Genomic DNA, 25,651 nt, shown 5'->3' on the forward strand with positions numbered 1-25,651 from the left:
AAACTTTCTCTTCCGAGAACGCGGTACCCCCAAAATCATCAAGTTGCACACGCGCAGAGCTATTGCGCCGCGTTGCGCCCTGCCCTACATCGCTGGCATGACACACACACTTCACATCATTGGCGGCGGTATGGCCGGGTCCGAAGCTGCTTGGCAGGCAGCGAACGCAGGTATCTCGGTCGTTATCCACGAGATGCGCCCCACTGTCGGAACATTTGCTCATCAAACCGGCTTGCTGGGAGAGATGGTATGCTCAAATTCTTTCCGATCGGACGATAGCGAGCAAAACGCCGTTGGATTGCTGCACTGGGAAATGCGCGCTGCCGACGGTCTGATCATGGCTTGCGCGACCAAACACCGTTTGCCCGCAGGCGGTGCCTTGGCGGTGGACCGTGAACCGTTCGCGCAATCGGTCACCGATGCTCTGAATGCTCACCCGAATATCACTGTTGAATACGGGGAAATAACGGAATTGCCGGGCGATGGTCACTGGATCATTGCGACCGGTCCTTTGACATCGGGCAATCTGGCCGATGCGATCGCCGCGGAAACTGGGGCGGAAGCGCTCGCGTTTTTTGATGCGATTGCTCCGATCATTTATTACGACAGCATCGATATGAGCAAGGCGTGGATGCAATCGCGCTATGATAAAGGCGAGACCGAGCAAGAGCGGACCGCCTATCTGAATTGCCCCATGAACAAGCAGCAGTATGAGGCGTTTATAGACGCCCTGCTGGCCGCGGATAAAACCGAATTTCACGAAGGTGAAACCGCTGGCTATTTCGACGGGTGTCTGCCGATCGAAGTCATGGCAGAGCGCGGCCGCGAAACCTTGCGTTTCGGCCCGATGAAGCCGGTGGGGCTGACCAATGCCAATGATCCTGACAACAAACCCTATGCTGTGGTGCAACTGCGGCGCGACAACAAGCTGGGCACGCTGTATAATATCGTCGGTTTTCAGACCAAGATGAAATACGGCGCACAAGGTACGGTGCTTCGGATGATTCCCGGTTTGGAGAATGCATCTTTCGCGCGGCTTGGCGGGATTCATCGCAATACGTTTCTGAATTCTCCCACGTTGCTGGACAGTCAAATGCGTTTGCGCAGTCGGCCCAACATCCGCTTTGCGGGACAAATCACCGGTGTCGAAGGTTATGTGGAAAGCGCGGCCATGGGGCTGCTTGCAGGCCGCTTGGCGGTGGCAGAGATCAAGGGCGAAGCCGCGGCACCCCCACCACCGACCACCGCAACCGGCGCGCTGATTACCCACATCACCGGCGGTGCCGACGCCAAGACATTTCAGCCCATGAATGTGAATTTCGGGTTATTTCCATCTGTTGAAGGGCTAAAATCCGGTCGGCGCGGACGTAAAGACCGATACAAGGCCTATACCGACCGCGCCAAGCAGGATTGGCAGGCGTGGCTGGATGGCACCTTGATGCCGCGTGATGTTTCGCACTAGGTTCGCGCCGTCGCCCACGGGCCCCTTGCACCTGGGGCATGCGTATTCTGCGATACATGCTCATGACATGGCGATGGCTGCCGGAGGGCAGTTTCTGGTACGCATTGAGGATATCGACACATCGCGCGCCCGCGAACACTGGGAAGCGCAAATTTATGACGATCTGTCCTGGTTAGGGTTGCGGTGGCCCGAACCGGTGATGCGCCAGTCAGATCGAACCGCGGCCTATGCAGAGGCATTGGAGCAGCTTTGGGATATGGGAGTGCTGTACGCCTGCACCTGTTCTCGCCGCGATATTCTTGAGGCGGCAAGCGCCCCGCAAGAAGGGGTGCCGGTTCACGGACCTGACGGGTTGATCTATCCCGGTACCTGTCGTCCGGCGCGAACTGCGGCTCAGCGGGATCGGCCCGTTGCGGCCACCTTGCGTCTTGACGTTCAAGCATCACTAATGCCTGACGATGGGTTTAGCTTTATTGAAACCGGGTCTGGCCCCGAGGGAGAGACCGGAGCCATCCGCTTTTCCGGTCGTCAGGTTATTTCCGACATTGGTGACGTGGTTCTTGCGCGACAATCCATGGCCGCAGCATATCACCTAGCCGTGGTCTTGGACGATGCCGCGCAAGGGATCAGCCACGTGGTGCGCGGGCAAGATCTATTTGAGGCCACAAAAATTCACGTGGTATTGCAGCGCCTGCTGGGTCTGCCGACTCCGATTTATCATCATCATCGGTTGATCCGCGACGAAAGCGGTAAACGGCTGGCCAAACGAGACGACGCTCGTGCGATTTCCGCGTTTCGGAAGGACGGGGTGTCAATGCAAGAATTGCGTGATAAATTAGCTCTTTAGACCGATGATTTAATCAATCACATTCATAGTTACCTTTTCTTCACCGTCTTCGATCAGCGTATAAAAACAGCTGCGCCGTCCAGTGTGGCAGGCAGCACCTGTTTGTTTCACCTGCATCAACAGGCAATCGCGGTCGCAATCAATACGCATCTCGACCAACTCTTGCACGTGGCCGCTTGTGTCGCCCTTGCGCCAAAATGCCTGGCGCGATCTGCTCCAGTATGTGACGCGGGCGGTCGACAGGGTTTGGCCGATTGCTTCCGCGTTCATCCAGGCCATCATCAACACCTCACCTGTCGCGGCATCCTGCGCAATGGCGGGAATTAACCCTGCTTCGTTAAAATTCAATGTGCTGGGATCAAAATCCATGACGTCGCCTTCACTTTATTTTTGCATCATCCGCGTGGAGGTTTATGTAGGTTCTAAGCGCGGAAAGGAACAGCCATGAGTGACGAGACAGACCTGATCAAGCTCTATTCGGCCCGCATTCTGGGGCTTGCGACCGATATCCCGCATCTTGGCAGACTGGATCACCCCGATGCCAGCGTCACGCGGCGATCACCTTTATGTGGTTCGACCGTAACCGTTGACGTCGTTGTGCAGGACGGAAAGCTTGCCGATATGGCGCAGGATGTCAAAGCTTGCGCTTTGGGTCAGGCATCGGCAGCGGTGACCGGATCCGCGGCGATAGGCGCGTCGCTAGAGCAGGTTCAAACCGCTCGGGACCAACTGAAGGCAATGTTGAAAGGGAAAGGCCCCGTCCCAGCGGCACCTTTCGACGGGTTCGAGGTCCTGATGCCCGCCGTGGCCTATAAAAACCGCCATGCGTCTATCCTGCTGGCGATCGAGGCGTTGACCGAAGCGATGCAGCAGACGCAAGCGTTGGCCGACAACCGTTAATTTCCATCTAACTGCTTACCAAAAAAAATGCGCCGCACACCCCAACGGGATGGCGGCGCAAGTATGCGATTATCGTGACGGCACGTGTTGATCACAGCCAGAGGGGACATTCCGGCTGACAGACGAAGGACAAGGAAATTTCGTCAGACGCATAAAGTTTGGGACAGATGCGCAGGTTAGATCAAAACAGCACGATTACGCAGGCAGATGTCACATGAACGCAGGAAGATGCAGCCCGACCACCAACATTACGACCAAGGCAGCCGCCCCTGCGGCATCCTGTAAAAGAGTGTCTTGCGACCGTTTTACAATGGCTTTGACGGTATTGAAGGTTGTCATGTTCTCTCTCCGTTCCTGTTGCTACTTTGTTCTCACTTATGACGGCGTCTGTAAAGAACTTTCTGAGAACATAAGCAAAGAAATTGTCAGGAAACGGTTAACCTACTGTTATTAAACGAATCGCCTCTTCTTGCCGCATCAGCCACAGCAGCACTCGTGCGGCTTTGCCTCGGGGGCTGCTCAAGTCAGGGTCCACTGCCAACAGCTTGCGGGCGTCGGATTGGGCGATTTGCATAAGCCCCGCCTGTTTTTCCAGATCTGCGACCCGAAAACGCGGAACGCCGGATTGCGCGGTCCCGATCAGGTCGCCGGTGCCGCGCATTTTCAGGTCTGTTTCAGCAATGACGAACCCATCTTCGGTGGCACGCAACACCTCGAGCCGCTGACGCCCCGAGGCGGACAACGGTGCCTGATAAAGCAACAGGCAGGTCGACGCTGCCTGCCCGCGCCCCACACGACCCCGCAGCTGGTGTAGCTGTGCCAGACCAAAACTTTCCGCGCGTTCGATGACGATGATGCTGGCATTAGGAACATCAACGCCGACTTCGATGACCGTGGTCGCCACCAAAACCTTTGTCTCGCCCCGTTGAAACGCCTGCATTGCCGCGTCTTTTTCATTCGGGGGCATCTGGCCATGGACCAAGCCGACTACCCCTTCGCCCAACGTCGCGCGCAGCCTTTGAAAGCGCTGTTCAGCGGCGATCAGATCACTGACTTCGCTTTCCTCGACCAACGGACATACCCAATAGGACTGACGCCCTTGCGCCATCGCGGCGCGCAGGCGTTCTATCACTTCGTCAATACGGTCAGTGCTGACAAGCGCGGTGCGGATCGCTTGACGGCCGGGCGGTTTTTCGTCCAACACAGATACGTCCATGTCGCCGTATTGCGCCAATGCAAGCGAGCGGGGAATAGGCGTCGCTGTCATTACCAAAACGTCGACATTTTGCCCTTTCTGCCCCAGTTCAAGACGTTGACGCACACCGAAGCGGTGCTGTTCGTCGACGATGGCCAAACGCAGATCACTGAACGCGACATCTGCTTGGAACACGGCGTGGGTCCCGACCAGTATCTTGATGCCCTGCGTCGCCAAGGCAGCAAGCTTGGCCCTGCGTTCCCCCCCTTTGTCACGCCCGGTGAGTATCTCGAGCATGACCCCCGCTTGGAGCGCCAGCGGGCGGAGCACCTCGAAATGTTGCCGCGCCAGTATCTCTGTTGGGGCCATCAATACCCCCTGCCCGCCGGCCTCGACCGCCGCCAGCAACGCCATGAACGCCACCAAGGTCTTGCCCGCGCCGACATCGCCCTGCAAAAGCCGGTTCATCCGATGCGGGCTGGCCATATCCTTTGTGATCTGGGCAATGGCACGGGTCTGTGCGCCGGTCGGCTGATACGGCAGACCATTCAGCACGCGTTGCCGAAGCCGAGCGTCGCCGATACTGCTTCGGCCCTTCTTGCGGCGTTCCTTGGCACGAGCCAATGCCAGGGTCAGTTGGTGCGCCATAAGTTCATCGTAAGCCAAACGTTCGCGTGCCGGGGCGGTCGCGGCCAAATCAGCGTCGGAATGGGGATGATGGGCTTGAATTACCGCGTCAGCAAAATCCGGCCACCCAGCCTGATCCTTTTGACTTGGATCAATCCATTCCCCCAACTGGGGTACACGGGTCAAGGTCGCGCGGGTGGCCTTGTACATCAATTTCTGGGTGATGCCGTTCGTCAGGGGATAAACCGGTTCATACACTGGGATATCGCTCGCATTTTCTTCGGGAACGATGAAATCCGGGTGAACCATTTGTGCCATATTATCAAAAAGCTCGACCCGGCCGGAAACGATCTTTCGAGACCCTTCGGGAAGCTGGCGCTTCCAGTAATCGCCGCGGGCGTGAAAAAACACCAACTGGAAGGACGTGGCGCTGTCTTCTACGTGAATGCGGTATGCGCCCCCTTTCGCCGCGGGGGGCCGGTGCGTGCCGATTGTGACTGCAACTGTCAAGGTTGCGGGCAGAACAGCAGTCTCGAGCGACGGCAAAAGCCGCCGATCAACACCCGAATAAGGCAATGTAAACAATAGGTCACGTGGGGCGACGACGCCTAGTGGCTCTAGATTTCGCGCAGTTTTCGGGCCGACCCCTTCAAGGGTTTCAAGACCCGCGAACAGCGGGAAAAGTATTTCAGGACGTCCCTTCATGCGTCTGAAATCAGATCAAGCCAACCGTCTTCGTCCAAGATCGTAATCCCCAGTGCGGTGGCCTTGGTAGCCTTTGACCCAGCACCGGGACCGGCGATCAAAATATCTGTCTTGGCACTCACCGATCCCGAAACCTTGGCCCCCAAGCTTTCGGCGCGGGCCTTGGCTTCAGCGCGGGTCATTTTCTCAAGCGTGCCGGTAAAAACCACGGTCTTTCCCGCCACCGGCGAATTGCCGACATCGGGGCGCACAGTCGCTTCAATGTCAAGTTCGGCCACCAACCTGTCAATCGACGCGCGTTCGGCATCTTGCGCGAAAGTGCTGACCAAAGATTGCGCCATCACCTTGCCGATGCCGTCGATGCTAATCAGATCATCCCAAGCCGCACCAACCCCGTCTCGCGCCGCCTCTATCGCCGCTTCGAACGCTGTCCACGTGCCATAGTGGCGGGCCAAAAGTTTGGATGCTGATTCACCTACGTGGCGAATACCCAAAGCGAACAATAGTCTTGATAACGGAATTGTTCTTTTATTCTCAATCGCTTGAAACAGTTTTCTTGCTGACTTGTCGCCCCAGCCTTCGCGATTTTTAAGTTGGTGCATTCCCTTACCGTATCGGGCTTCCAGGGTGAATATCTGTGCCGGTTCAGTAATCCAACCATCGGCATAGAATTGCTCGATTTGTTTTGCACCTAATCCGTCGATGTCAAAAGCGGCACGTGAAACAAAATGCTTCAGTTTTTCAACAGCTTGGGCGGGGCAGATCAAACCTCCTGTGCACCGCCGTACCGCGTCGCCTTCCTCTCGCAGTGCGTAACTGCCGCATTCCGGGCACGTGGTTGGAAAAACAAATGGTTTCGCATCGGAGGGGCGCTGTGACAGGTCTACATCAGCAATTTTGGGTATCACGTCGCCTGCGCGATACACTTGGACCCAATCTCCGATGCGGATGTCTTTTCCATCGCGAATAACGCCACCCTTACTGTCAACGCCCTTGATATAGTCTTCGTTGTGCAGGGTCGCATTCGATACAACCACGCCTCCTACCGTGACCGGTTTCAGTTTCGCAACCGGAGAAAGTGCCCCGGTTCGGCCGACCTGGATGATGATATCGTCAAGCCGCGTCCACGCGAGTTCCGCGGGGAATTTATGCGCGATTGCCCAGCGTGGAGTAGTGGAGCGGAACCCCAGCCTGGCTTGAAGCTCCAGATCATTAACCTTGTAAACGACGCCGTCGATATCATAGCCCAAAGTCGCGCGTTGCTGTTCTATCGTTTGATAATGGGCAATCATGGCTTGGGGAGACGCGCATATCGCCGTAAGTGAATTGGTTGAAAAGCCCAGTTTTTCCAGTCGCTTGATCGCCTCCCACTGAGTTGGTGCCAAAGGTTCGGACAATGCCCCCCAAGCGTATGCAAAAAACTTTAACGGCCGGGCACGAGTGATCTCAGCATCTAGTTGTCTTAGTGACCCCGCCGCCGCGTTGCGTGGATTTGCAAAAACCTTGGCCCCTTGGTCAAGCTGTCTAGCGTTCAGAGCTTCAAAGTCGTCATGGGCCATATACACTTCACCCCGCACCTCCAGCACCTCCGGGGCATCGGTCAGGTGGGCGGGGATCGAAGCGATCGTCAGCGCATTTTCGGTAAGATTCTCACCGATTGAACCATCCCCACGCGTTGCGGCGTATACCAGACTTCCGCGCTCATAGCGCAAGGACAGCGACAACCCGTCAATCTTTGGTTCAGCAGTGTATTTCAGGTCGTCAGCCGGTGCCAGGCCGAGGTACTTTTTGATCCTGATGTCGAAATCGATGATGTCTTCGTCGCTGAAAGCGTTCGACAGCGAAAGCATCGGGACTTCATGTTTGACCTTTGAAAACCCTTCCGCGGGCGCGCTGCCAATCTTGTCGCTCGGGCTGTCGTGGCGCTTCAATGAAGGGAAGCGCGCCTCTATTTCACTGTTGCGTTTTTTTAGACGGTCATATTCCGCGTCGGATATTTCCGGGGCGTCCTTGCCGTGATAGGCATTATTTGCCTTGGCCAAAACTGTCGCAAGCGTTTCAAGCTCTGCTTCGGCTTGTGCGGCGCTCAGGTCTTGGATCGCGATTTCGCTTGTCACGTATTTGCCCCAGCATATGGTTTGTACTGGGGTCTAAATACGCAGCGTTGCCAAGCAGGTCTAGTTATATTGAGGCTATATCCCCACGGCAAGTTTCTGTGGGGCGGGTTGCATGGTGGGTTCGGGATCACGCAGAACATAGCCACGCCCCCACACGGTTTCGATGTAGTTCTCGCCGCCGGTTGCTCTGCTCAGCTTTTTGCGCAATTTGCAGATAAAGACGTCAATGATCTTGAGCTCGGGTTCGTCCATCCCCCCGTACAGGTGGTTCAGAAACATTTCCTTGGTCAGCGTGGTGCCTTTGCGCAGGCTTAGCAGTTCAAACATCTGGTATTCCTTGCCGGTCAGATGAACGAGCTTTTCATCCACCGTAACGACCTTGGCGTCCAGATTTACCGACACCAACCCAGTATGAATGATAGACTGGGAATGACCCTTGGAGCGGCGGATAATCGCATGGATACGCGCGACCAGCTCTTCGCGGTGAAAGGGTTTGGTAAGATAGTCGTCAGCACCAAACCCAAAGCCCTTTATCTTGTTTTCTGCGTCGTCCGCGCCCGACAGTATCAATATCGGCGTTTCAATTCGGCTCAGGCGTAGCTGTCGCAGCACTTCGTGGCCATTCATATCCGGCAGATCCAGATCCAGCAGGATCAAGTCATAGTCATACAATTTCGCAAGATCGATTCCCTCTTCCCCCAAATCGGTAGCGTAGGTATTCAAGTTTGCATGCGTCAGCATCATTTCGATACTCTTCGAGGTGGTCGGGTCATCTTCTACCAGCAGTACACGCATTCTGTCTCTCCGCTCAAATCAATTGGGTACAGCCTGTACCGTGGATAAAATATATTAATCACACGTTAATAATGAGCAACTTAAAACACAAGCAACTTAAAGTTGTCTGTATTTTTGAAGAGCTGTCGTGCGTAACGCAGTTTCCCCGTGCTCGGAGACGGCACGCACCCATTCCGCGAATTCGTCAGCGCTGATATGATACCGCTCTAGCGCATCCTGTTGGGTGATCAGATCATGCATGACCGCCCGTACCACGGCGGCCTTGCGTGATGCGACCCATCTGCTGGTGGATCGGGCAGGCAGATCCGCACAACTGAACGTCGACCCATCCGGAAGGGTGACAAAGCGCGGTCCGGCGACTTTCTTCAAATACACAAGATTTCTCCCATTTAGCTGCTTTGGCTATATGGAAGTACCGGACTTAAAGACGTATGAAGCCCTCTCTTGAGAGTAGGTCGTATTTTCTGATATTATGCCTCAAACTTCCCGGAGACACCACAATGCCGCTTGATCGCACTTTGCCGCTAAACTCACTGGGCTTTGCCAAAGCCCCGGCTGATACCCGGGTGGTCGTTGCCATGTCGGGTGGGGTCGACAGCTCGGTCGTCGCCGCGATGTTGGCTGAAGAAGGCTATGACGTGGTAGGTGTCACCTTGCAGCTATATGATCATGGCGCGGCACTGGCGCGAAAAGGGGCATGCTGTGCCGGGATCGACATTCACGACGCACGTCGCGTCGCTGAAACGATGGGTTTTCCGCACTATGTGCTGGACTATGAAAATGTTTTCAAAGACGCGGTGATCGATGAATTCGCAGACAGCTACCTGGGCGGCGCGACCCCGGTTCCGTGCATAAGGTGCAACGAGCGGGTAAAATTCAAGGATCTGCTGGAAACCGCAAAGGACCTGGAAGCGGACTGCATGGCCACGGGCCATTACATCCAGCGTAAACTGGGCCCCGGCGGGGCCGAGTTGCATTGCGCTGCCGATGCCAATCGCGACCAAAGCTACTTTCTGTTTTCCACCACCGCTGATCAACTCGATTACCTTCGCTTTCCGCTTGGTCATTTGCCCTCCAAAAATGACACCCGTGCTTTGGCCGCCAAATACGGGCTCAATGTTGCCGACAAGCCCGACAGTCAGGATATCTGCTTTGTGCCAAATGGCGATTACGCGTCTGTCATCCGGAAATTACGGCCCGAAGCGGCGCAGCCCGGGGATATTATCGATACCCAGGGCCGTGTCCTCGCGCGACATGACGGCGTGATAAACTATACCATCGGCCAGCGGCGCGGCTTGGGTATCGGTGGGCTCAGTGAGCCGCTCTATGTTGTAAAACTGGATGCAGACAGCGCACGTGTAATCGTGGGGCCGAAATCCATGCTTGCCACGCGCACAGTGCCCGTCCGGGAAATCAACTGGCTCGGAGACGCCCCCCTGACCTCGAAAAGCGAATGGCCCATCTCGGTAAGGGTACGCTCCACACGCCCCCCGACCGACGCGATACTGCGTCCGTTGTCCGATACCACCGCCACCGTCGAATTGCTGACTCCCGAAGAAGGGGTATCGCCAGGCCAGGCCTGCGTTTTCTACGATCCGGACAGCTCCCGCATATTCGGAGGCGGCTGGATTCACAAAGGATGAGGCTTTTCCAAATGGGTTAATATCCCGGGGAGTTTGAGGGGCAGAGCCCCTCATCCCTTCCGTTGCAAACCTCTACGCGGTGCAGATCGCTCCGACAGCTTACAGGTGCTGCAAGATCGCCCGCGCCGCCCTTGCCGATGGCGCTTCGCCCCCCTTGCCCAGCCTCAGCATCGTCAGGGCCATCGCGGTTGTCTGGGCTTGCGGGGCCGCCATCACGTCCCGCAACCCGGCGGCGATCTTCTCGGCCACACAATCGGGACCCAGAAATTCCGGTACCACACGCGTATCAGATACCAGATTGACCAAAGTCACCGTGTCGATCAAGGCCATCGCCTTGATCACTCGAAAGCTCAGCCAGTGCATCCTATAGGCGATAACCATCGGCGTTGCTGACGCCGCAAGCTCAAGAGAAACCGTGCCCGACGCTGCCAAGGCTACGTCAGCGGCACGAAATGCCGCTCGTTTCAGACTTTGCGCCTGGTCATATGAAACCGTTCGCGGGTCAAGAATGACAGGGCGTACCCGCCAGCCCTGCGTCGCGGCAATCACCGCATCCGCAACGGCTCCGGCAGCGGGAATGACGACGCGCAGGTCGCGATGCTCCCGCGCCACCAGTTCGACGGCGTCGCCGAACACCTCCGATAGCCGTGCCACCTCTGACCGACGCGACCCCGGTAACACCAAAGCAAGCGGTGCATCCCCGATCCCGAACTCTTGTCTGAATGCAGCGGCATCGGTCTCGGTGGCCACCGGCTCGGCCACTACCGGATGTCCGACAAAGTCACATGCCATCCCGGCATCCCGCATCAAAGGTGGCTCAAACGGAAACAGCGCCAATACCTGGTCAATATAGCGTGCCATCTTCTTGGCCCGGCCTGGGCGCCATGCCCAGACTGTCGGGGCAACGTAATGCACGGTCCTGATCCTGGATCGGGCTTTGACGCGCTTTGCTACGCGAAGCGAAAAGTCAGGGCTGTCGATGGTGATCATCACATCAGGCGCGGCGGCGATGACTGCTTCGGCGGTTTCTTCGATCCGCGCCATGAGCGACCGGTATTTCGGCAAAATCTCGGCGATTCCCATCACGGACAGTTCTGCCATGTCAAATCGACTGTCGAGCCCCTGCGCGGCCATGACGCTGCCGCCGATACCTTCGAATGCAATGTCAGGGCGCAGGGTTTTCAAACTCGCCATCAATGCGCCGCCCAATCGGTCTCCCGAAGGCTCACCTGCAATGATAAATACCTTCACGAGGCGCTCCGCGACCACAGGACCAGATCCAACTCGTTCGCCAGCGCGATGCAGCGATCGGGGTCAAGCACGATAACCTGCCCGGCGACGATGATCACGCCGGCCAAACCTGCATGATGGGCCGCATTTATCGTCTCGGGTCCAATCGTCGGCATATCGACCAGCCGGGATTGCTGAGGTTTAGGCCCTTTGAACAGGATGGCATTACTGCCGCGAGCTCGCTCCGGCAAAGTCGCCAACATATGATCGGTACCGCCGATGGTCTCGATGCCCATCACCTGGCTCTGGCCCACGACACAACACTGCCCTATATCCAGCGGTGCCATCGCACGGCACACATCCGCTGCGCGTCCTGCATCGACCGACATCTGCTCGTCAGGGTGACGGAGGCTCATCACCCCCGGTTCGGCCGTCAGACCCGGGGTGATATCCTGCGCAGCGACAACATCGAACCCGGCCTTTTCAAAGATATCGACCAAGCTGCGCAATGCACCGTCATCTCCCGCGGCGAGAGCCTTTTGAAACAAGGGGACCAGATGCATTGTATCCGCGTCCAATGCAGCCGGATCAAAGCTTGGCCGTGCTACGGATCCGCAAAAGCTCACCCGAGACACACCGCGCGCTCGGAGAGTGTTGAGCAACGTTCCGAGTGTTTCCAAGCGAAATGTTACGTCCGCGCGGACCCCTTCAAGCGCGACCCCCTCGTATCCGCAGATCAGCGGAAAGGTTGCTTGCGCTTCGGCGACACGACGGGGCAGTCCGCCGCCCCCGGCGATCAGCGCCAGCATCAGCCCGGCGTAAGAAAATGACGGCCGGTATCGGCCATCACGAAATCAACGATTTCGCGTACATAGTCGCTGCCGGTTTCATCGCCCAATCGCTGCGCCCTGTCGTGAAACGTCCCCTCGCCTTGCGCCAGCATCTGGAATGCGGCGCGCAAGGCTGTGATGTCGTTGCGCGCAACGCCCCGGCGCTTGAGCCCGACCAGGTTGAGCCCGTCCAGAACACCGCGAGGGGCCTGCACCAGGCCGTAGGGGATCACATCGTTGGTCACCATCGTCACGGCACCGATGATCGCGCCGCGCCCGATCCGAACAAACTGGTGAATTCCGGCCAACCCGCCGATGATGACATCGTCCTCGATGATACAGTGGCCAGCGACCGCGGCGCTGTTCACGACAATTACCCGGTCGCCCAGAATGGCGTCGTGGGCGATATGGCAGCCGGCCATGAACAACCCGTCGTCCCCGATCCTGGTGACCCCGCCACCGCCTTCGGTGCCGCAGTTCATCGTAACGTGTTCACGAATCCGATTGCGTTTCCCGATCACCAGGCGGCTGGCCTCGCCCTTGAATTTCAGATCCTGGGGAATCTCTCCGATCACCGCAAAGGAAAAGATAACGGTACCTTCGCCAACTTCGGTTTGCCCGGTGATGACGGTATGCGATTTGATGACGACATCAGCGTGCAGAACCACCTGCGATCCGATAACGCAAAACGGCCCGACGACCGCCGACTGGTCAATCTTCGCCCCTTCTTCGATCACCGCACTGGGGTGAATATTGGTCATCAGGACAAATCCATCATCGCGGTGAATTCAACCTCTGCCGCCATTTCACCCTCGACGGATGCGACACCCCCGAACTTCCAGACCTTGCCACCAGCCTTGCCCCGCAAGGTTGAAACTTCCATTCGTACGACATCACCAGGGACAACTTTGCGGCGGAATTTACACTTATCGATCGCCATAAAGTAGACTTTCATTTCCTTATCGGCCATCTCAAGCGTGACCCCGACCATCACGGCAGCCGTTTGTGCCATGGCTTCGATAATCGTGACGCCGGGCATGATCGGCATACCGGGAAAGTGCCCTTGAAAGTGCGGCTCGTTCATGGTGACATTTTTGATACCGACAGCGCTTTGCGTTCCATTGATATCCACGACCTTATCAACCAGTAAAAACGGGTAGCGATGCGGAATGATCCGCTGGATCATTTGAATGTCGGCACTTGGCAGGGGGTCGGTCATAACATGTCCTGTCTATTAAAAAGCTTTGATATGGCTACCTATTTAGACCGCAAAGAGCAACAGCGACACTAGTTCTTGCCACTGCCCAGCGTTGCGTCAAGGCGTTTGATCGCCTCGTCCGTGATGTCGATCGCATTGGCGCTGACAAAAACCGACAGTCTTTCAAGGATTACCGCTGCGCCAGCATCCTGCATCAATTCTTCCAGCACAGGACCGGCGGCGTTAAGAAACAAGGAACGTTCTTGGTCAACCATCTGACTAAGGGAACGCCCCTTGGCAGCTTGAGCAGCGCGGGTCTTTTGCACCTTCTGGTCAAAGGCATCGGCAAGATCGCGAAAGGCCGCGGCATCCAACGTACTGCGTTGCTCTGTAAGACGTTTTTCTTCGGCCTCTAGTTCAGCTTCGATCTTTCGGTTCTCGGCCGCCAAACCGGCGCTTTGAACTTCCACATCACGCGCGACCCGTAATCCAAAGGCGCTTTCGTTGAAAATCCGGTCAGAATCGATGGTGAGGATCGGACTTTGGACCGTCAATCGTTCTCTCTGTGTCATTGAACCTTGCTGTGCCTGTCCCGGCATTGCCCATAAAGACAAAACCGGGACGAGGATTACAGCAAAAAAAATCCAGCGCATCAGCGATTAAAAAGTCGTTCTGAGCCTGACTTCGAACTTTTGTTCTTGGTCATAGGTCTCTTTTTTCAACGCCTTGGATACGTTGAACTGAAGCGGACCAACGGGCGTGTTCCAAAACAGCGATACACCGATCACATGGCGGAACGACCCGGATTCACCGACAATGTTACCGCCGTTATAGTTCACGTTACTAAGGTTCCATAGATTGCCGACGTCGTAAAATACGCCGCCATTGATACCGTATTCTTCGGGCAGGCCCAGAGGAAATTCAGCTTCAAACCGTGCGACAACATACATGTTTCCACCCAGCGGATCGTTGAAACCCGTAGTTACATCGCGTGGTCCAATGCCGCCAGGATCAAAGCCGCGCATGATCGTCGGGCCTAGAATGAAGCGGTCGGCTACCCTGTTATTGCCGCTCCCCCATGACAATGCGCCGCCTTCGACAGTGGCGCGCAAGGTCACTTCTTCGTTGTAGATACTTTTCTCGCCGATCACTTTCGCGGTTGTCTTGATGTATTTCGAATCTCCGCCGACGCCGGCAAAATCCTGTCCGAATTCGAATTGCACACCCGCGGTTGGATCAAGTCCGCGAAGCCGCGTATCGTAGGTATAATTATACCCCAGAGCAGATGCGGCCTGCGACCCGGCGGCGATGTCATCCGCGACAACCGGACCGTTCGCGGTGGTGGAGCGGGCGATCATTTCAAGGTCGTCATAGGTGTAGCTCAACGTAAGGCGACCAAATTCGCTGACCGGGAATGAGAGCGAGGGTTTGATAACGGCCCGCTTGGTATTGAAGCTGCTATACGTTGAACTGGTACTTGCGTAGTTCAGATTGAGCCCAAAGGTCACATCGCGACCCAGGAGGCTCGGCTCGATAAAGCTGAACCCATAGCGTTTGGCAGAGGTCGCGGTGCTGACCGTCAGGTTCAGCTTTTGACCACGCCCAAGAAAGTTCTGCTCAGAAAAGCTGATCGCGACCCCGACACCGTCGTTTACCGAATAGGACCCGCCAAAGTTCAACGCGCCTGTAGGCTTTTCTTCAACATTGACGTCAACGACGACCTGCTCCGGGGACGATCCCTCGCGGGCATTCACCTCGGCGGACTCAAAATAGCCCAATGCGCGAATGCGTTCCGCGCTCTCGCGAATTTCGCGCGGGTTGAACGGGTCACCTTCCACGCTGTCGAACTGGCGGCGGATCACCCGGTCAAGCGTCGTGGTGTTACCTTCGATATCAATGCGTTCCACAAAGATGCGAGGCCCGCGCGTGATACGGTATTCGATGTCAAGCGTCTGTTCACGATCGTTGCGTGTCACCACCGGTTCAACGCGCAAGAAATCGACGCCGTCCCGGATGGCCTGACGTTCCATGCGTGCAATATCGGACTCGACAGAGGTTGGCGTGTAGACACCCCCCGACTTGGTTTTGATTACCTTACGGTAGGTCTCGGCATCGACGCCATTGACTGTCGACGACACGGTCAGCTTTCCAAACCTGAACTGTTGCCCCTCTTGGATGTTGAACTGAACGAAATAGCCATCGCGCTCTTGTGTAAGCTGCGCGTTCGCGGCTGAAATCCTCATATCCACATAGCCGCGCGACAAATAGAAATCACGAAGCAATTTCTGGTCAGCTTCGGCGCGTGGTTCTGCATAGGTGTCACGTTTGACGAGGCGCCGGAACAGTCCCGCTTGTTTCGTGCCCAATACACGGCGCAGGCGGCGGTCCGAATAAACCCTGTTGCCGATAAAGCTGATCCGCTCGACTTCGACATTGTCGCCCTCGAAGATTTCGAAAACGAGGTCAACGCGGTTCTGGCTGCGCTTGATAATCTTGGGCTGTACCCGCGCGGCAATACGGCCGTCGTTGTTATAAGCTTCGGCAATGGCGTTGGCATCGGTTTCAGCTTGGCTTGGGTTGAACACACGACGTTCGTCGGATGAAATCATCTTTGCCAGCACTTCGTCCTTGATGCGGGCATTACCTTCGAAACTGATCCGGTTGATGGTAGGGAATTCCACGACGGTGATGACCAGAGTGTTTCCACGCGGTTCGATCGCAACCGATTCAAACAAACCCGAGGCCTGAAGATTCTGGTAGGCATCGTTAAGTTGACCGCCGCTGATAGCACGGCCGCGGACGATTCCTGCGCGGCTTAGAATGGCGCTGTCACCAACGCGTTCGTTGCCCTCGATCTGGACCGTATTGAATTGATAGCTTTGCGCCTGAGCTTCTTGGCCAGGTACCATCCAAGCCACTGACAGCATTGCACAAAATGATGCATTTCGCAGCGTGCTGGAGAAAGGTGTTTTCTTCACCGTATCGGTGGGTTTGTTCCACCTGTTATTCTGCGCCATATACCCTACCCGCTTTGATGTATTCTCTTTTGTCCTGACTAGAGAGATTAACTGCCTTTGTCAAAACCCAGAGACCATCATACGGCGCTATATAAAGTATATGGCATCTATTTTTGTCACCATCAGGTACATCGACACCGGGTTGCGGGTATTAGAATGGCCCCAACCACGCGCCAAGAGCCAGAGCAACAGCCATGGTCCCCAGATACAAGGCCCGGTCCCAATTCAAATCGACCAAAAGGCTGAGGCCGCGATAACTTGTTTTAATTGTCTGCATAATCTTACCCTCTCGTTCACACAGTAAACTTAACCGGTGAATATGGCAGGGTTTGGACGAATTAAGGCAAAATCAAGACGATTTCATCTTCGTGATTACGGGCAGAAAAGATCGTTCCCCAAAGCAAACACCATCAACGCCAACACCAACGTGAGGCCGATTGTCATCAACACCTTGAGCGCTCCGTCGCTGGGAGGCTTACCAGTTACGGCTTCATACGCGTAAAATACCAGATGACCCCCATCCAACGCGGGAATCGGAAACAGGTTCAGCAACCCTACGGCGGTCGACAGAACCGCAATGAAGTATATGAAGCTTTGCGCGCCCTGCGACGCCATCGCACCCGAGGTCTGTGCGATTCCGATTGGGCCGCTAAGGTTACAGGTGCTGATATTGCCGACGATCATATGCTTGAGGCCCGACAATGATCCTTGGATGATGCGACCGGTATTTTCCACACCGCTCCACATCGCCTCGAGCAGACCGGGTGACGTGGTCGCTGTTTCGAACGCGGCCCCCCCGACAATGCCGATCCGCATCTGGGTCTTGAAACTTCCGTCCGGCTGCGGCTCGTCGGTAATCTTGGGGGTCATGGTAAAGTCGAGCGTTTCCCCGTTCCGCCACACCGTCAATTTCAGGGTCTCGCCTGACGAGGCTTCAACGATATCCTTCAGTTGCTTGAACGCAAATATAGGCGTACCGTTGACCGCGGTAATTACATCGCCCGACGTCAGCCCCGCCTGATACGCGGCAGATTGCGGCATGACCTGATTGATCAACGATGGCATGATGTAGGGGCCGGGTACGGTCAATCTCGACCCATCGCGCAGCACCCCGTATTCAAGCGGTTGTTCTATCGGGACGGCGGAGAACGCATCTGAATATGCCGTAACATCCGAGGCAGGCGGTAGCTGGATGCCACCGATGGCGACCACTTCGTCGCCGGGCTGCAAATCCGACCCTTCAAACGGCAGGTTACGCAGTTCCCCGACGGTCAATGGATCCTTGGGCACACCGACAGACAGCCCAATGGCAGTGAAAACCAGGATGGACAGCACAAAATTGAAGAACGGACCAGCGGCAACTGTCAAGGTGCGTGCCCAAAGCGGTGCACCGTGCATGGTGCTGCGCAGCTTGTCTGGGTTCGCCTCGGCTTGGGCCATCGCCACGACATCCTTGCCCGATGCCGCATCGGCATCGCCCGCGAACTTCACATATCCGCCGAACGGAAGTGCGGCTATCTGCCAACGCGTCCCCCGTTTGTCGTAGCGGCTGTAAAGCACAGGGCCAAACCCAAGCGAAAACACATCAGCATGTATGCCAGACCAGCGACCAACGATGTAGTGACCATATTCGTGAATTGCCACAATCACCGAGAGTGAAATAACGAAGGCCAGCAACGTCCAGATCAGCCCGCCGAACTGCGGAATAAATGCAAATATGTCCAAAACTTCATCCTGCCCTTTTTTTGATCACGGCTTTTGCCGTCTGTCTTGCCAAATGGTCAACTTGGGCGACGTTATCAAGGGTCATGGTGGCATCAATAAGGCCTGTGTCCATAATTAGACCGTCAAGCACCTCTTCGACGACCTCTGCCATCTGAGGAAATTGCAGGCGGCCGTCGATAAAACCGTCCAGCGCTATTTCCTTCGCCGCGTTGAAGACGGCACCCGACATCCCACCGCGCGCCATCACGTCGCGCGCCAGACGCAACGCTGGCCAGCGCACGTCATCGGGGGCGCGAAATTCAAAGTTACCGATCTTGGCCAGGTCTAATCTCTCGACCGGAAGAGACCGCCGGTGGGGATGATGAAGCGCAAAGCCAATGGCGTGGCGCATGTCGGACGGGCCTATATGCGCCATAAGGGCCCCGTCATTGAAACCGACCAGCGCATGTATCATGGATTGCGGGTGTATGAGAACTTCGATTTTCTCGGGTGCGATGCCGAAATATTCGCGGGTTTCGATAACCTCCATCGCCTTGTTGAACATGGAGGCGCTGTCGATCGTAATGCGTTGGCCCATATCCCAATTGGGGTGACTTGAGGCCTGTGCCAACGTCGCATCCGCAAGCTGGTCAAGCGGCCAGTCGCGAAATGCCCCACCGCTGGCTGTGATGATGATACGTTCAACCGCGTCGATATCTTCCCCGATCAAGGCCTGGAAGATGGCGGAGTGTTCACTATCCACCGGCAGGATGTGAGCGTCATTCGCCGCGGCGGTCTCAAGGATCAGCTTGCCCGCACACACCAGCGATTCCTTGTTCGCGAGTGCCAGGGTTGCCCCTTGTTTCAGGATTTCCATACCCGGTGCCAACCCGGCTGCACCGATGATTGCCGACATCGCCCAATCAACGGGACGGCCCGCCGCTTCCTTGATCGCCTGTTCGCCCGCTGCGGCGTCGATGCCCGTACCTGACAGCGCCAAACGCAGATCTTCGAGCAGATGATCGTGCGCGGTCACGGCCACCTGAGCGTTCAGATCGGTTGCGTCCTGGGCAAGTTGCGCGATGTTGCCGGCACCCGTTAGCGCTACAACATCGTAATCGTCGCGGGCACGCGCGATCAGATCAATCGTATTCTGCCCGATAGAGCCTGTGGCCCCAAAGATACTTATCCGCCGCGCCATTCTGCTTATCCGGCTATCGGTGCGATCGAAAGAAACTGCCCGATGATCAACAGGAAGAAAGCCGCCCCCAGCATCCCGTCAAATCGGTCCAACAGACCGCCGTGACCGGGAATCAGATTGGAGCTGTCTTTGACCCCAAGGCGGCGTTTCATGCCGGATTCGGCCATGTCCCCCATCTGCGATGCCATGGACAAGGCGACAGAGATGCCGATCAGTTGCAAACCCACACCGGTGTTGATTGAGAATAACAGCCCCACGAGAGCAGCACCTATCCAACCGGCTACGGTGCCCGACCAGGTTTTCTTGGGGCTGACTCTGGGCCAGAATTTCGGCCCGCCAATCGCGCGACCCGAGAAATATCCGACTACATCGGTGACAACCACGACAACGACCAACCACATCAACCAGCCAAGGCCATAGTCGTCGCGCACTTGCACCAGCCCAAAACCTGCCAAGACAATCAACACGGTGAAGCACATGAATACGGTGCGGTGTTTTTCAAGCAACCCGAACCCGACCAACGCGGGTGCCAGCAGAACCGGCAGGGCAAACCCGATGGGTAGATACACGGCGGCAAACGTCGCCCCTGCCACCAGCAGCCCCATCTGAAGCTTGGCACCGGGCCGCTTGGGCGTCAGCATGCCCACCAGTTCCCATGCCATCAGCCCACAGACGGCCGCGACCAAAATGTGAAACACCCAGCCACCCAGGTAGATCCCGATACCCCCGATGACCACCATCGCCACGCCGGATGAAACACGTGCCGTCAAGTCTGACCATCTTTCCGATGATTGCGTCATTATGCACCTCTTACGCGGATGATCATTTCTTCACCCCGCCAAAACGTCTGTCCCGCCCCCCGAAAGAGGCGCACAGCGCACCAAATTCGGCCTTCGAGAAATCCGGCCACAGCGTGTCGATGAATTCGTACTCCGCATAGGCTGACTGCCACAGTAGAAAATTCGATATCCGTGCCTCTCCGCTGGTGCGAATGACCAGATCCGGGTCCGGCAGCACCCGTGTATCCAGATAACGCGGCAGGGTTTCTTCATCGATTTCGTCGGGATCAAGCAGCCCTGACGCCACATCCTGCGCTAATCGCTGCGTGGCCCGCGCGACCTCGTCACGTCCACCGTAGTTCAGGGCGATGGTCAAGTTCACCCGGCTATTGGTCTCGGTTTCTTGCTCGAGTTCTGTCATGAGCCTGATCAGCTTGGCATCCAATCTGACGCGATCCCCGATAAACCGCACGCGCACGCCCTCGGCTTTCAAAGCGCGAGTTTCCTTGGCGATATACCGGCGAAACAGGCTCATCAAACCGGCAACCTCGACCTGGGTGCGCTTCCAGTTTTCCGTAGAAAAGGCGAATATCGTCAGATATTCGACACCGAAATCCGGACATGCCTCGACGATCTCGCGGACCCGTTTCGCCCCGGCATGATGGCCAAACAGCCTGGGGCGCCCTCTTTGCGTCGCCCAACGACCATTGCCGTCCATGATGATTGCCACATGCCGCGGCGCCCCTGACACCAGTTCTGACGTTGGGGAGGACGCTGCGGACATCAAACTTGCATGATCTCAGCTTGCTTGGATTCAAGCTGCTCATCTATGAGGGCAATAAACCGGTTGGTGAGATCCTGCACTTCGCTTTCCCAGACCTTCTGATCATCCTCGGACATCCCATCGGCCTTGGCCTTCTTGATTTGATCCATGCCGTCGCGTCGGATGTTTCGGATCGAAACGCGCGCATGTTCGGCATACTGACCGGCAACCTTGGTCAGTTGTGTCCGGCGTTCTTCGTTCAGCTCGGGGATGGGCAGCATGATGATTGTGCCATTGAGCTGCGGGTTGATACCAAGACCGGATTCGCGGATCGCCTTTTCAACCTTGCCGACAAGACCCTTGTCCCACACGTTTATCGTAACCATGCGTGGTTCGGGCACGTTTACCGTTCCGACCTGGTTGATCGGCGTTTTGCTACCATAGGCGTCCACCATGATCGGTTCCAGCATCGACGCAGACGCCCGTCCGGTGCGAAGGGACGCGAATTCGGTGCGCAGTGACGATATGGCACCGTCCATGCGTCGCTCAAGATCGTCTGTATCCAGCATAAAATCGTCTGACATGATGTCCTCGGTCGGTTGGTAACTGTGTAAATCTGGGTCGATATAGCGCTATCGGGTCCCAGATGTATAGGGAAACGCGTATATCTTGGGTGGGCGGCTTAACCTTGTACCCGCGTATAAGTGCCCTGCCCCGCTAGTATGCCACGAAACCCGCCTGGCTCGTCGAGCGAAAATACGATGATCGGCAGATTGTTGTCGCGCGCCAGCGCGATCGCCGATGCGTCCATGACACCCAGGCGCTTTTGCAGCACGTCGTCATAACTGACGGTATCGTATCGCTTGGCATCCGCATGTTTCGCAGGGTCCTTATCGTATACGCCGTCAACCTTCGTACCCTTGAAGATCGCTTCGCAGGCCATTTCATTGGCACGCAGGGTCGCGGCGGTATCGGTCGTGAAATACGGGTTGCCGGTACCGGCGGCAAAGATGCAGACCCGCTTTTTTTCCAGATGTCGCACCGCGCGCCGGCGGATGTACGGTTCGGCGACCTCGTTCATGGTGATCGCGGAAATGACGCGGGTGTGAATACCCAGTTCTTCCAGCGCCGACTGCATCGCCAATGCGTTCATCACCGTGGCCAGCATCCCCATGTAGTCTGCCGTTGTTCTCTCCATCCCCTGCGCCGAACCTTGCAAACCACGGAAAATATTTCCGCCGCCAATGACCATGCAGATCTCGACGCCCAAGTCATGAACGGTTTTGACCTCGTTGGCGATACGCTGGACAGTCGGCGGGTGCAGCCCAAACCCCAGATCGCCCATCAATGCTTCTCCCGAAATCTTTAGCATAACGCGCTTGAATGTCACGTTGGGGAGACTGTCGGTCATAGGAGCACCTTTCATCGGTGGCTTGGGGGTTTTCTTTGAGCCGTAAAATGTCGCAAATAGCGAAAAGGTTCAATGCTCCGTCAAAGGTTCGCGTAAAGAAATGCCCAATGCTCTGCTGAACAAGTCATCCGATGTGTTGGATGTTGTCGATCCGAATACACCGGTATTGATCGCAGGACCTACGGCGTCCGGAAAATCGGCACTGGCGCTGGCGATCGCACAGGCTCAGGGCGGGGTGATCGTGAACGCGGACGCCAGCCAAGTCTATGATTGCTGGCGCGTGATCTCGGCCCGTCCGTCGAAACAGGAAGTCGCGCAGGTGCCGCATCTTCTTTACGGGCATGTCGACGCAACATCGATTTATTCTGTGGGGCATTGGTTACGCGAGGTCACACAGATACTGACCCAGGATCAAAGGCCGATCATCGTCGGCGGTACCGGACTGTACTTCAATGCGCTCACCGCAGGACTGGCCGATATCCCACCGGTACCGGATGCGGTGCGCAGCCAGGCCAGTTCCACCCATATCGACGATATGATCGCAGGACTGGACCCGGAGACGGCCGGACGGATTGATCTTAACAACCCCAGACGGGTGCAACGGGCGTGGGAGGTGCTTGCGGCGACGGGGCGCGGGTTGGCTGACTGGCAAGACAGTACCCCCCCGCCGGCACTGGCGTTGAACCGATGCCACGCGATTGCGGTTCACGCCGACAAGGAATGGTTGAACAGAAGGATCATTCGCCGCTTTGACCAGATGCTTGAACAAGGCGCGTTAGACGAAGTTGCCGCTGTGCTCGAGACCTATAATCCGATGTTGCCAGCACATCAGGCAATAGGTGTACCAGAACTGATTTGCTACTTAAGAGGGAAACTTACACTTGACGTGGCGCGCATGGATGCAATCATAGCGACACGGCAATATGCCAAACGGCAAAGAACATGGTTACGAAAAAACACGACTAAGTGGTTAGAGTATTCGCCGCACGGACAGTAGCATGGGTGTAACATACGAGATGGGTATTTTCTTTAAATGTGAATATTTATGAATTTCATTGCGTTTATACGACGAGCTTTCACTTGTGATCCCTGATGCTATCGAAGTTTTGACGCTTGCCCAGCTGTCCCGCGGTCAGGAATGGCGGATACAGTTATGCCATGACCACCCTGCTCACTTGCTGATATGGATTACCCGCGGTCAGGGGTTGCTGCAATTGGACGGCCAAAGGCGCGGATTGGGGACGCATAATGCTGTTTTCGTCCCCGCGCACGCATTGTTTTCTATCGACATCGGGCGGCAGGGTATTGGGCATGCTGTGGTGATACCCGAGGGAACGCCTTTGCGCCTGCCCCAGATGCCCCGGCATCTGCGTATTCGCGACGTTCAGGTGCAAACCGAGCTTACAGGTCTGGTCGAGGCCGCACAGCGCGAACAGCAAGCAAAACGTTCGCTGTCACACGATGCAATCGAAGGCTACGCGGCCCTAATGTCAGTGTGGTTAAGACGCCAGATCATGCAGGATGAGCACATTCCCCCCAGACGCAACGCTGGCGCGCGATTAAGCGCACGATTTTGCCAGATGGTATCGGACCGGTTTGCCACGGGAGCCCCTATGGCCGCCTATGCCCAATCGCTTGATGTCACGCCGACTCACCTGACCCGGGCAGTGAAATCTGCCACTGGCAAAACAGCGGCGGATATACTGACTGAACGCGTTGTGCATGAAGCACGAAATTTGCTGACGACGACGGATCATTCGGCCCAGGACATCGCACGACATCTGGGATTCGGGTCCGCGGCCTATTTCACGCGGTACATCCAGCACCACACCGGTCAGCTTCCCAGCAAGCTGCGCAAACCCAAACCATGATCGAAACCTGCCGGCGCGCGCGCGAAAATGTCGCTTTTCCATCATGAAAGCGCAAAACGCGACATTGACCTTCGCTGCGATCTGGTGCCTCATGGCGGTCACAACAAAAAAAGCGTCCCGCACATACGGGACGACAAGGGAAAGTTGCAGCGCGTTTACCCATGTCCGATCCTGGGTCGCATTGCACCATAAACGAGCCAAGAACGCGACGCGCCCCAGTGCCTGCGGGAGATGCAACGTGTCAACAGCAGGGATATTCCATGGGTGTATTCATACTTCGTCGTTTGGGCGTCATACTTCTAACGGCGTTCTGCCTGACTTTCATCGTGTTCTGGTTGACAAATCTGTACCCGAATTTGGAAAAACTGGCGAAGACCCAAGGTAACTTTCGCATGTCTGACGAAGCGGTCGCCAGCTATCTGGGCAATCGGGGTTATCTGGAACCCACACCGGTGAAGTTCGGGCAATGGTTGGGGGTGGTCCCGGGCTGGGTCACCGAAACCCAGGACGGCAAGGTTTTCGGCCGCTGTTTTCAGGACGGAACTCCGGTGGCAGAGCGCCCGAAATTCTGCGGTATCTTGCAAGGCGACTGGGGTTATTCCACGGTATTCAAGGAAGATGTAGGGCCGACCGTGATCAAGCGATTGGGCTTGACCGGCAAGCTGATGTTCTTTGTTCTGCTTCTGATGGTCCCGTCTGCATTGATTGTCGGGGTTCTGGCTGGCATGCGCGAGGGGACCCGGCTTGATCGGTCCCTGTCGACCTTTTCGATCGCCACCACCGCCACCCCCGAATATGTTTCCGGTGTGATCTTTATCGCGGTTCTCGCGTCATCGAAATTCGGCTTGTCACCCATGCTGGCGGAATGGGGATGGATCGACGGCAAAACCCTGTTCCTCGGCTCTGCGACGAGCGCGATGAAAGACGCGACCTTTTGGAACTTCTTTCTGCCGGTCCTGACGATCTCTTTGTACGGGATGGGATATATCGCACGTATGACACGAGCGTCGATGACCGAAGTCATGACAGCGCAGTATATTCGTACCGCACGGTTAAAGGGCGTCAAGTTCAGCAACATCGTTTTGAAACATGCGCTAAGAAACGCTCTTATCGCTCCGTTCACCGTCATCATGTTGCAGATACCGTGGCTGCTGAACGGGGTGGTCATCGTAGAAACCTTGTTCAACTACAAAGGTTTCGGCTGGCTTTTGGTGCAGGCGGCGTCAAATAACGATATCGAACTGTTGCTGGCGGTTTCTGTCGTGTCGGTTGTGGTGGTGCTGGCGACACAGCTGATCTCGGATATCGGCTATGTTCTTTTGAATCCGCGCATCCGCATCACCTAAGGAAAGGGCA

Annotated in this window: 26 protein-coding genes; 7 read left to right on the forward strand and 19 right to left on the reverse strand. The window is 56.3% G+C overall.

Annotated elements, in window-relative coordinates; translation table 11 throughout:
• The first annotated feature begins 97 nt into the window (after positions 1–97).
• Together trmFO and gluQRS are read left to right on the forward strand one after the other, a co-directional pair.
• Positions 98–1,462, forward strand: coding sequence for a methylenetetrahydrofolate--tRNA-(uracil(54)-C(5))-methyltransferase (FADH(2)-oxidizing) TrmFO (trmFO, locus tag AC13DE_RS19655; RefSeq protein WP_446312580.1), 1,365 nt, complete (start codon positions 98–100; stop codon positions 1,460–1,462).
• Positions 1,449–2,309, forward strand: coding sequence for a tRNA glutamyl-Q(34) synthetase GluQRS (gene gluQRS, locus AC13DE_RS19660; protein WP_483048773.1), 861 nt, complete (start codon positions 1,449–1,451; stop codon positions 2,307–2,309). The genes trmFO and gluQRS overlap by 14 nt, the downstream gene beginning before the upstream one ends.
• Before the next feature lie 9 nt (positions 2,310–2,318).
• On the opposite strand, the gene hisI is transcribed toward gluQRS, so the two are convergent.
• Complete coding sequence (gene hisI, locus AC13DE_RS19665) at positions 2,319–2,678, reverse strand: phosphoribosyl-AMP cyclohydrolase (RefSeq protein WP_446312578.1); 360 nt, start codon at positions 2,676–2,678, stop codon at positions 2,319–2,321.
• Between the two features lie 75 nt (positions 2,679–2,753).
• Here hisI and AC13DE_RS19670 point away from each other — a divergent pair, with 75 nt between their 5' ends.
• A complete protein-coding gene (locus tag AC13DE_RS19670; RefSeq protein WP_446298352.1) occupies positions 2,754–3,209 on the forward strand; it encodes an iron-sulfur cluster assembly scaffold protein in 456 nt (151 codons plus the stop codon).
• Positions 3,210–3,419: 210 nt separating this feature from the next.
• Here AC13DE_RS19670 and AC13DE_RS19675 read toward each other — a convergent pair whose 3' ends face one another.
• From AC13DE_RS19675 to sciP, 5 genes are all read right to left on the reverse strand, one after another.
• Entirely contained in the window at positions 3,420–3,548 is a 129-nt protein-coding gene (locus AC13DE_RS19675) for a hypothetical protein (RefSeq protein WP_446298351.1), read from the reverse strand.
• 97 nt (positions 3,549–3,645) lie between these two features.
• Positions 3,646–5,736 (reverse strand): ATP-dependent DNA helicase RecG, encoded by a 2,091-nt coding sequence (gene recG, locus AC13DE_RS19680; protein WP_483048774.1) that lies wholly within the window; start codon positions 5,734–5,736, stop codon positions 3,646–3,648.
• Positions 5,733–7,853, reverse strand: a complete 2,121-nt coding sequence (gene ligA, locus AC13DE_RS19685) for an NAD-dependent DNA ligase LigA (RefSeq protein WP_483048775.1) — start codon at positions 7,851–7,853, stop codon at positions 5,733–5,735. The genes recG and ligA overlap by 4 nt, the downstream gene beginning before the upstream one ends.
• A gap of 75 nt (positions 7,854–7,928) precedes the next feature.
• Positions 7,929–8,648: a response regulator transcription factor CtrA gene (gene ctrA, locus AC13DE_RS19690; protein WP_446298348.1), complete on the reverse strand. Its 720-nt coding sequence runs from the start codon at positions 8,646–8,648 to the stop codon at positions 7,929–7,931.
• Between the two features lie 96 nt (positions 8,649–8,744).
• Positions 8,745–9,023, reverse strand: coding sequence for a CtrA inhibitor SciP (sciP, locus tag AC13DE_RS19695; RefSeq protein ID WP_446298347.1), 279 nt, complete (start codon positions 9,021–9,023; stop codon positions 8,745–8,747).
• Positions 9,024–9,148: 125 nt separating this feature from the next.
• On the opposite strand from sciP, the gene mnmA reads away from it, so the two are divergent.
• Positions 9,149–10,291 carry a tRNA 2-thiouridine(34) synthase MnmA gene (gene mnmA, locus AC13DE_RS19700; RefSeq protein WP_483048776.1) on the forward strand — a complete coding sequence of 381 codons (1,143 nt, stop codon included), beginning with the start codon at positions 9,149–9,151 and terminating at the stop codon, positions 10,289–10,291.
• Between the two features lie 99 nt (positions 10,292–10,390).
• Here mnmA and lpxB read toward each other — a convergent pair whose 3' ends face one another.
• From lpxB to pyrH, 13 genes are all read right to left on the reverse strand, one after another.
• Positions 10,391–11,542, reverse strand: coding sequence for a lipid-A-disaccharide synthase (lpxB, locus tag AC13DE_RS19705; protein ID WP_483048777.1), 1,152 nt, complete (start codon positions 11,540–11,542; stop codon positions 10,391–10,393).
• A complete protein-coding gene (locus tag AC13DE_RS19710; RefSeq protein ID WP_483048778.1) occupies positions 11,539–12,330 on the reverse strand; it encodes an LpxI family protein in 792 nt (263 codons plus the stop codon). Before AC13DE_RS19710 ends, lpxB begins: the two co-directional genes overlap by 4 nt.
• On the reverse strand, positions 12,330–13,112 hold the full coding sequence (gene lpxA / locus AC13DE_RS19715; RefSeq protein ID WP_446306390.1) for an acyl-ACP--UDP-N-acetylglucosamine O-acyltransferase: 783 nt from the start codon (positions 13,110–13,112) through the stop codon (positions 12,330–12,332). The genes AC13DE_RS19710 and lpxA overlap by 1 nt, the downstream gene beginning before the upstream one ends.
• On the reverse strand, positions 13,112–13,570 hold the full coding sequence (fabZ, locus tag AC13DE_RS19720) for a 3-hydroxyacyl-ACP dehydratase FabZ (RefSeq protein WP_446298342.1): 459 nt from the start codon (positions 13,568–13,570) through the stop codon (positions 13,112–13,114). Before fabZ ends, lpxA begins: the two co-directional genes overlap by 1 nt.
• 68 nt (positions 13,571–13,638) lie before the next feature.
• Positions 13,639–14,121, reverse strand: a complete 483-nt coding sequence (locus tag AC13DE_RS19725; RefSeq protein WP_446298341.1) for an OmpH/Skp family outer membrane protein — start codon at positions 14,119–14,121, stop codon at positions 13,639–13,641.
• Positions 14,122–14,208: 87 nt separating this feature from the next.
• On the reverse strand, positions 14,209–16,566 hold the full coding sequence (gene bamA / locus AC13DE_RS19730) for an outer membrane protein assembly factor BamA (protein ID WP_446312571.1): 2,358 nt from the start codon (positions 16,564–16,566) through the stop codon (positions 14,209–14,211).
• A 151-nt stretch (positions 16,567–16,717) separates the two neighbouring features.
• Complete coding sequence (locus tag AC13DE_RS19735; RefSeq protein ID WP_446298339.1) at positions 16,718–16,843, reverse strand: hypothetical protein; 126 nt, start codon at positions 16,841–16,843, stop codon at positions 16,718–16,720.
• 95 nt (positions 16,844–16,938) lie between these two features.
• Complete coding sequence (gene rseP / locus AC13DE_RS19740; protein WP_483048779.1) at positions 16,939–18,291, reverse strand: RIP metalloprotease RseP; 1,353 nt, start codon at positions 18,289–18,291, stop codon at positions 16,939–16,941.
• Between the two features lie 4 nt (positions 18,292–18,295).
• The gene (gene dxr / locus AC13DE_RS19745; protein ID WP_483048780.1) at positions 18,296–19,471 is read right to left on the reverse strand and encodes a 1-deoxy-D-xylulose-5-phosphate reductoisomerase; all 1,176 of its coding nucleotides are present in this window, start codon (positions 19,469–19,471) and stop codon (positions 18,296–18,298) included.
• A gap of 5 nt (positions 19,472–19,476) precedes the next feature.
• Complete coding sequence (locus AC13DE_RS19750; protein WP_483048781.1) at positions 19,477–20,271, reverse strand: phosphatidate cytidylyltransferase; 795 nt, start codon at positions 20,269–20,271, stop codon at positions 19,477–19,479.
• 22 nt (positions 20,272–20,293) lie between these two features.
• Entirely contained in the window at positions 20,294–21,034 is a 741-nt protein-coding gene (uppS, locus tag AC13DE_RS19755) for a polyprenyl diphosphate synthase (RefSeq protein ID WP_446298335.1), read from the reverse strand.
• On the reverse strand, positions 21,034–21,597 hold the full coding sequence (frr, locus tag AC13DE_RS19760; protein ID WP_446298334.1) for a ribosome recycling factor: 564 nt from the start codon (positions 21,595–21,597) through the stop codon (positions 21,034–21,036). Before frr ends, uppS begins: the two co-directional genes overlap by 1 nt.
• Positions 21,598–21,695: 98 nt before the next feature.
• Positions 21,696–22,424 (reverse strand): UMP kinase, encoded by a 729-nt coding sequence (pyrH, locus tag AC13DE_RS19765; protein ID WP_446298333.1) that lies wholly within the window; start codon positions 22,422–22,424, stop codon positions 21,696–21,698.
• A 100-nt stretch (positions 22,425–22,524) separates the two neighbouring features.
• Here pyrH and miaA point away from each other — a divergent pair, with 100 nt between their 5' ends.
• The 3 genes from miaA (at position 22,525) to AC13DE_RS19780 (ending at position 25,641) form a co-directional block, all read left to right on the forward strand.
• Positions 22,525–23,421, forward strand: a complete 897-nt coding sequence (gene miaA, locus AC13DE_RS19770) for a tRNA (adenosine(37)-N6)-dimethylallyltransferase MiaA (protein WP_483048782.1) — start codon at positions 22,525–22,527, stop codon at positions 23,419–23,421.
• 58 nt (positions 23,422–23,479) lie between these two features.
• Entirely contained in the window at positions 23,480–24,295 is an 816-nt protein-coding gene (locus tag AC13DE_RS19775) for an AraC family transcriptional regulator (protein ID WP_446298331.1), read from the forward strand.
• Positions 24,296–24,555: 260 nt separating this feature from the next.
• Positions 24,556–25,641, forward strand: coding sequence for an ABC transporter permease (locus tag AC13DE_RS19780; RefSeq protein WP_483048783.1), 1,086 nt, complete (start codon positions 24,556–24,558; stop codon positions 25,639–25,641).
• Positions 25,642–25,651: the final 10 nt, after the last annotated feature.

The sequence above is a fragment of the Sulfitobacter sp. L-8 genome (genome assembly GCF_056859255.1).

Excerpts from the sequence above, each read along its gene's own strand:
- trmFO (WP_446312580.1), top strand. The coding sequence starts at position 98 with ATGACACACACACTTCACATCATTGGCGGCGGTATGGCCGGGTCCGAA.
- gluQRS (WP_483048773.1), top strand. The coding sequence starts at position 1,449 with ATGTTTCGCACTAGGTTCGCGCCGTCGCCCACGGGCCCCTTGCACCTG.
- hisI (WP_446312578.1), bottom strand. The coding sequence starts at position 2,678 with ATGGATTTTGATCCCAGCACATTGAATTTTAACGAAGCAGGGTTAATT.
- AC13DE_RS19670 (WP_446298352.1), top strand. The coding sequence starts at position 2,754 with ATGAGTGACGAGACAGACCTGATCAAGCTCTATTCGGCCCGCATTCTG.
- AC13DE_RS19675 (WP_446298351.1), bottom strand. The coding sequence starts at position 3,548 with ATGACAACCTTCAATACCGTCAAAGCCATTGTAAAACGGTCGCAAGAC.
- recG (WP_483048774.1), bottom strand. The coding sequence starts at position 5,736 with ATGAAGGGACGTCCTGAAATACTTTTCCCGCTGTTCGCGGGTCTTGAA.
- ctrA (WP_446298348.1), bottom strand. The coding sequence starts at position 8,648 with ATGCGTGTACTGCTGGTAGAAGATGACCCGACCACCTCGAAGAGTATC.
- mnmA (WP_483048776.1), top strand. The coding sequence starts at position 9,149 with ATGCCGCTTGATCGCACTTTGCCGCTAAACTCACTGGGCTTTGCCAAA.
- AC13DE_RS19710 (WP_483048778.1), bottom strand. The coding sequence starts at position 12,330 with ATGCTGGCGCTGATCGCCGGGGGCGGCGGACTGCCCCGTCGTGTCGCC.
- lpxA (WP_446306390.1), bottom strand. The coding sequence starts at position 13,112 with ATGACCAATATTCACCCCAGTGCGGTGATCGAAGAAGGGGCGAAGATT.
- fabZ (WP_446298342.1), bottom strand. The coding sequence starts at position 13,570 with ATGACCGACCCCCTGCCAAGTGCCGACATTCAAATGATCCAGCGGATC.
- AC13DE_RS19725 (WP_446298341.1), bottom strand. The coding sequence starts at position 14,121 with ATGACACAGAGAGAACGATTGACGGTCCAAAGTCCGATCCTCACCATC.
- bamA (WP_446312571.1), bottom strand. The coding sequence starts at position 16,566 with ATGGCGCAGAATAACAGGTGGAACAAACCCACCGATACGGTGAAGAAA.
- AC13DE_RS19735 (WP_446298339.1), bottom strand. The coding sequence starts at position 16,843 with ATGCAGACAATTAAAACAAGTTATCGCGGCCTCAGCCTTTTGGTCGAT.
- dxr (WP_483048780.1), bottom strand. The coding sequence starts at position 19,471 with ATGGCGCGGCGGATAAGTATCTTTGGGGCCACAGGCTCTATCGGGCAG.
- AC13DE_RS19750 (WP_483048781.1), bottom strand. The coding sequence starts at position 20,271 with ATGACGCAATCATCGGAAAGATGGTCAGACTTGACGGCACGTGTTTCA.
- uppS (WP_446298335.1), bottom strand. The coding sequence starts at position 21,034 with ATGTCCGCAGCGTCCTCCCCAACGTCAGAACTGGTGTCAGGGGCGCCG.
- frr (WP_446298334.1), bottom strand. The coding sequence starts at position 21,597 with ATGTCAGACGATTTTATGCTGGATACAGACGATCTTGAGCGACGCATG.
- pyrH (WP_446298333.1), bottom strand. The coding sequence starts at position 22,424 with ATGACCGACAGTCTCCCCAACGTGACATTCAAGCGCGTTATGCTAAAG.
- miaA (WP_483048782.1), top strand. The coding sequence starts at position 22,525 with ATGCCCAATGCTCTGCTGAACAAGTCATCCGATGTGTTGGATGTTGTC.
- AC13DE_RS19780 (WP_483048783.1), top strand. The coding sequence starts at position 24,556 with ATGGGTGTATTCATACTTCGTCGTTTGGGCGTCATACTTCTAACGGCG.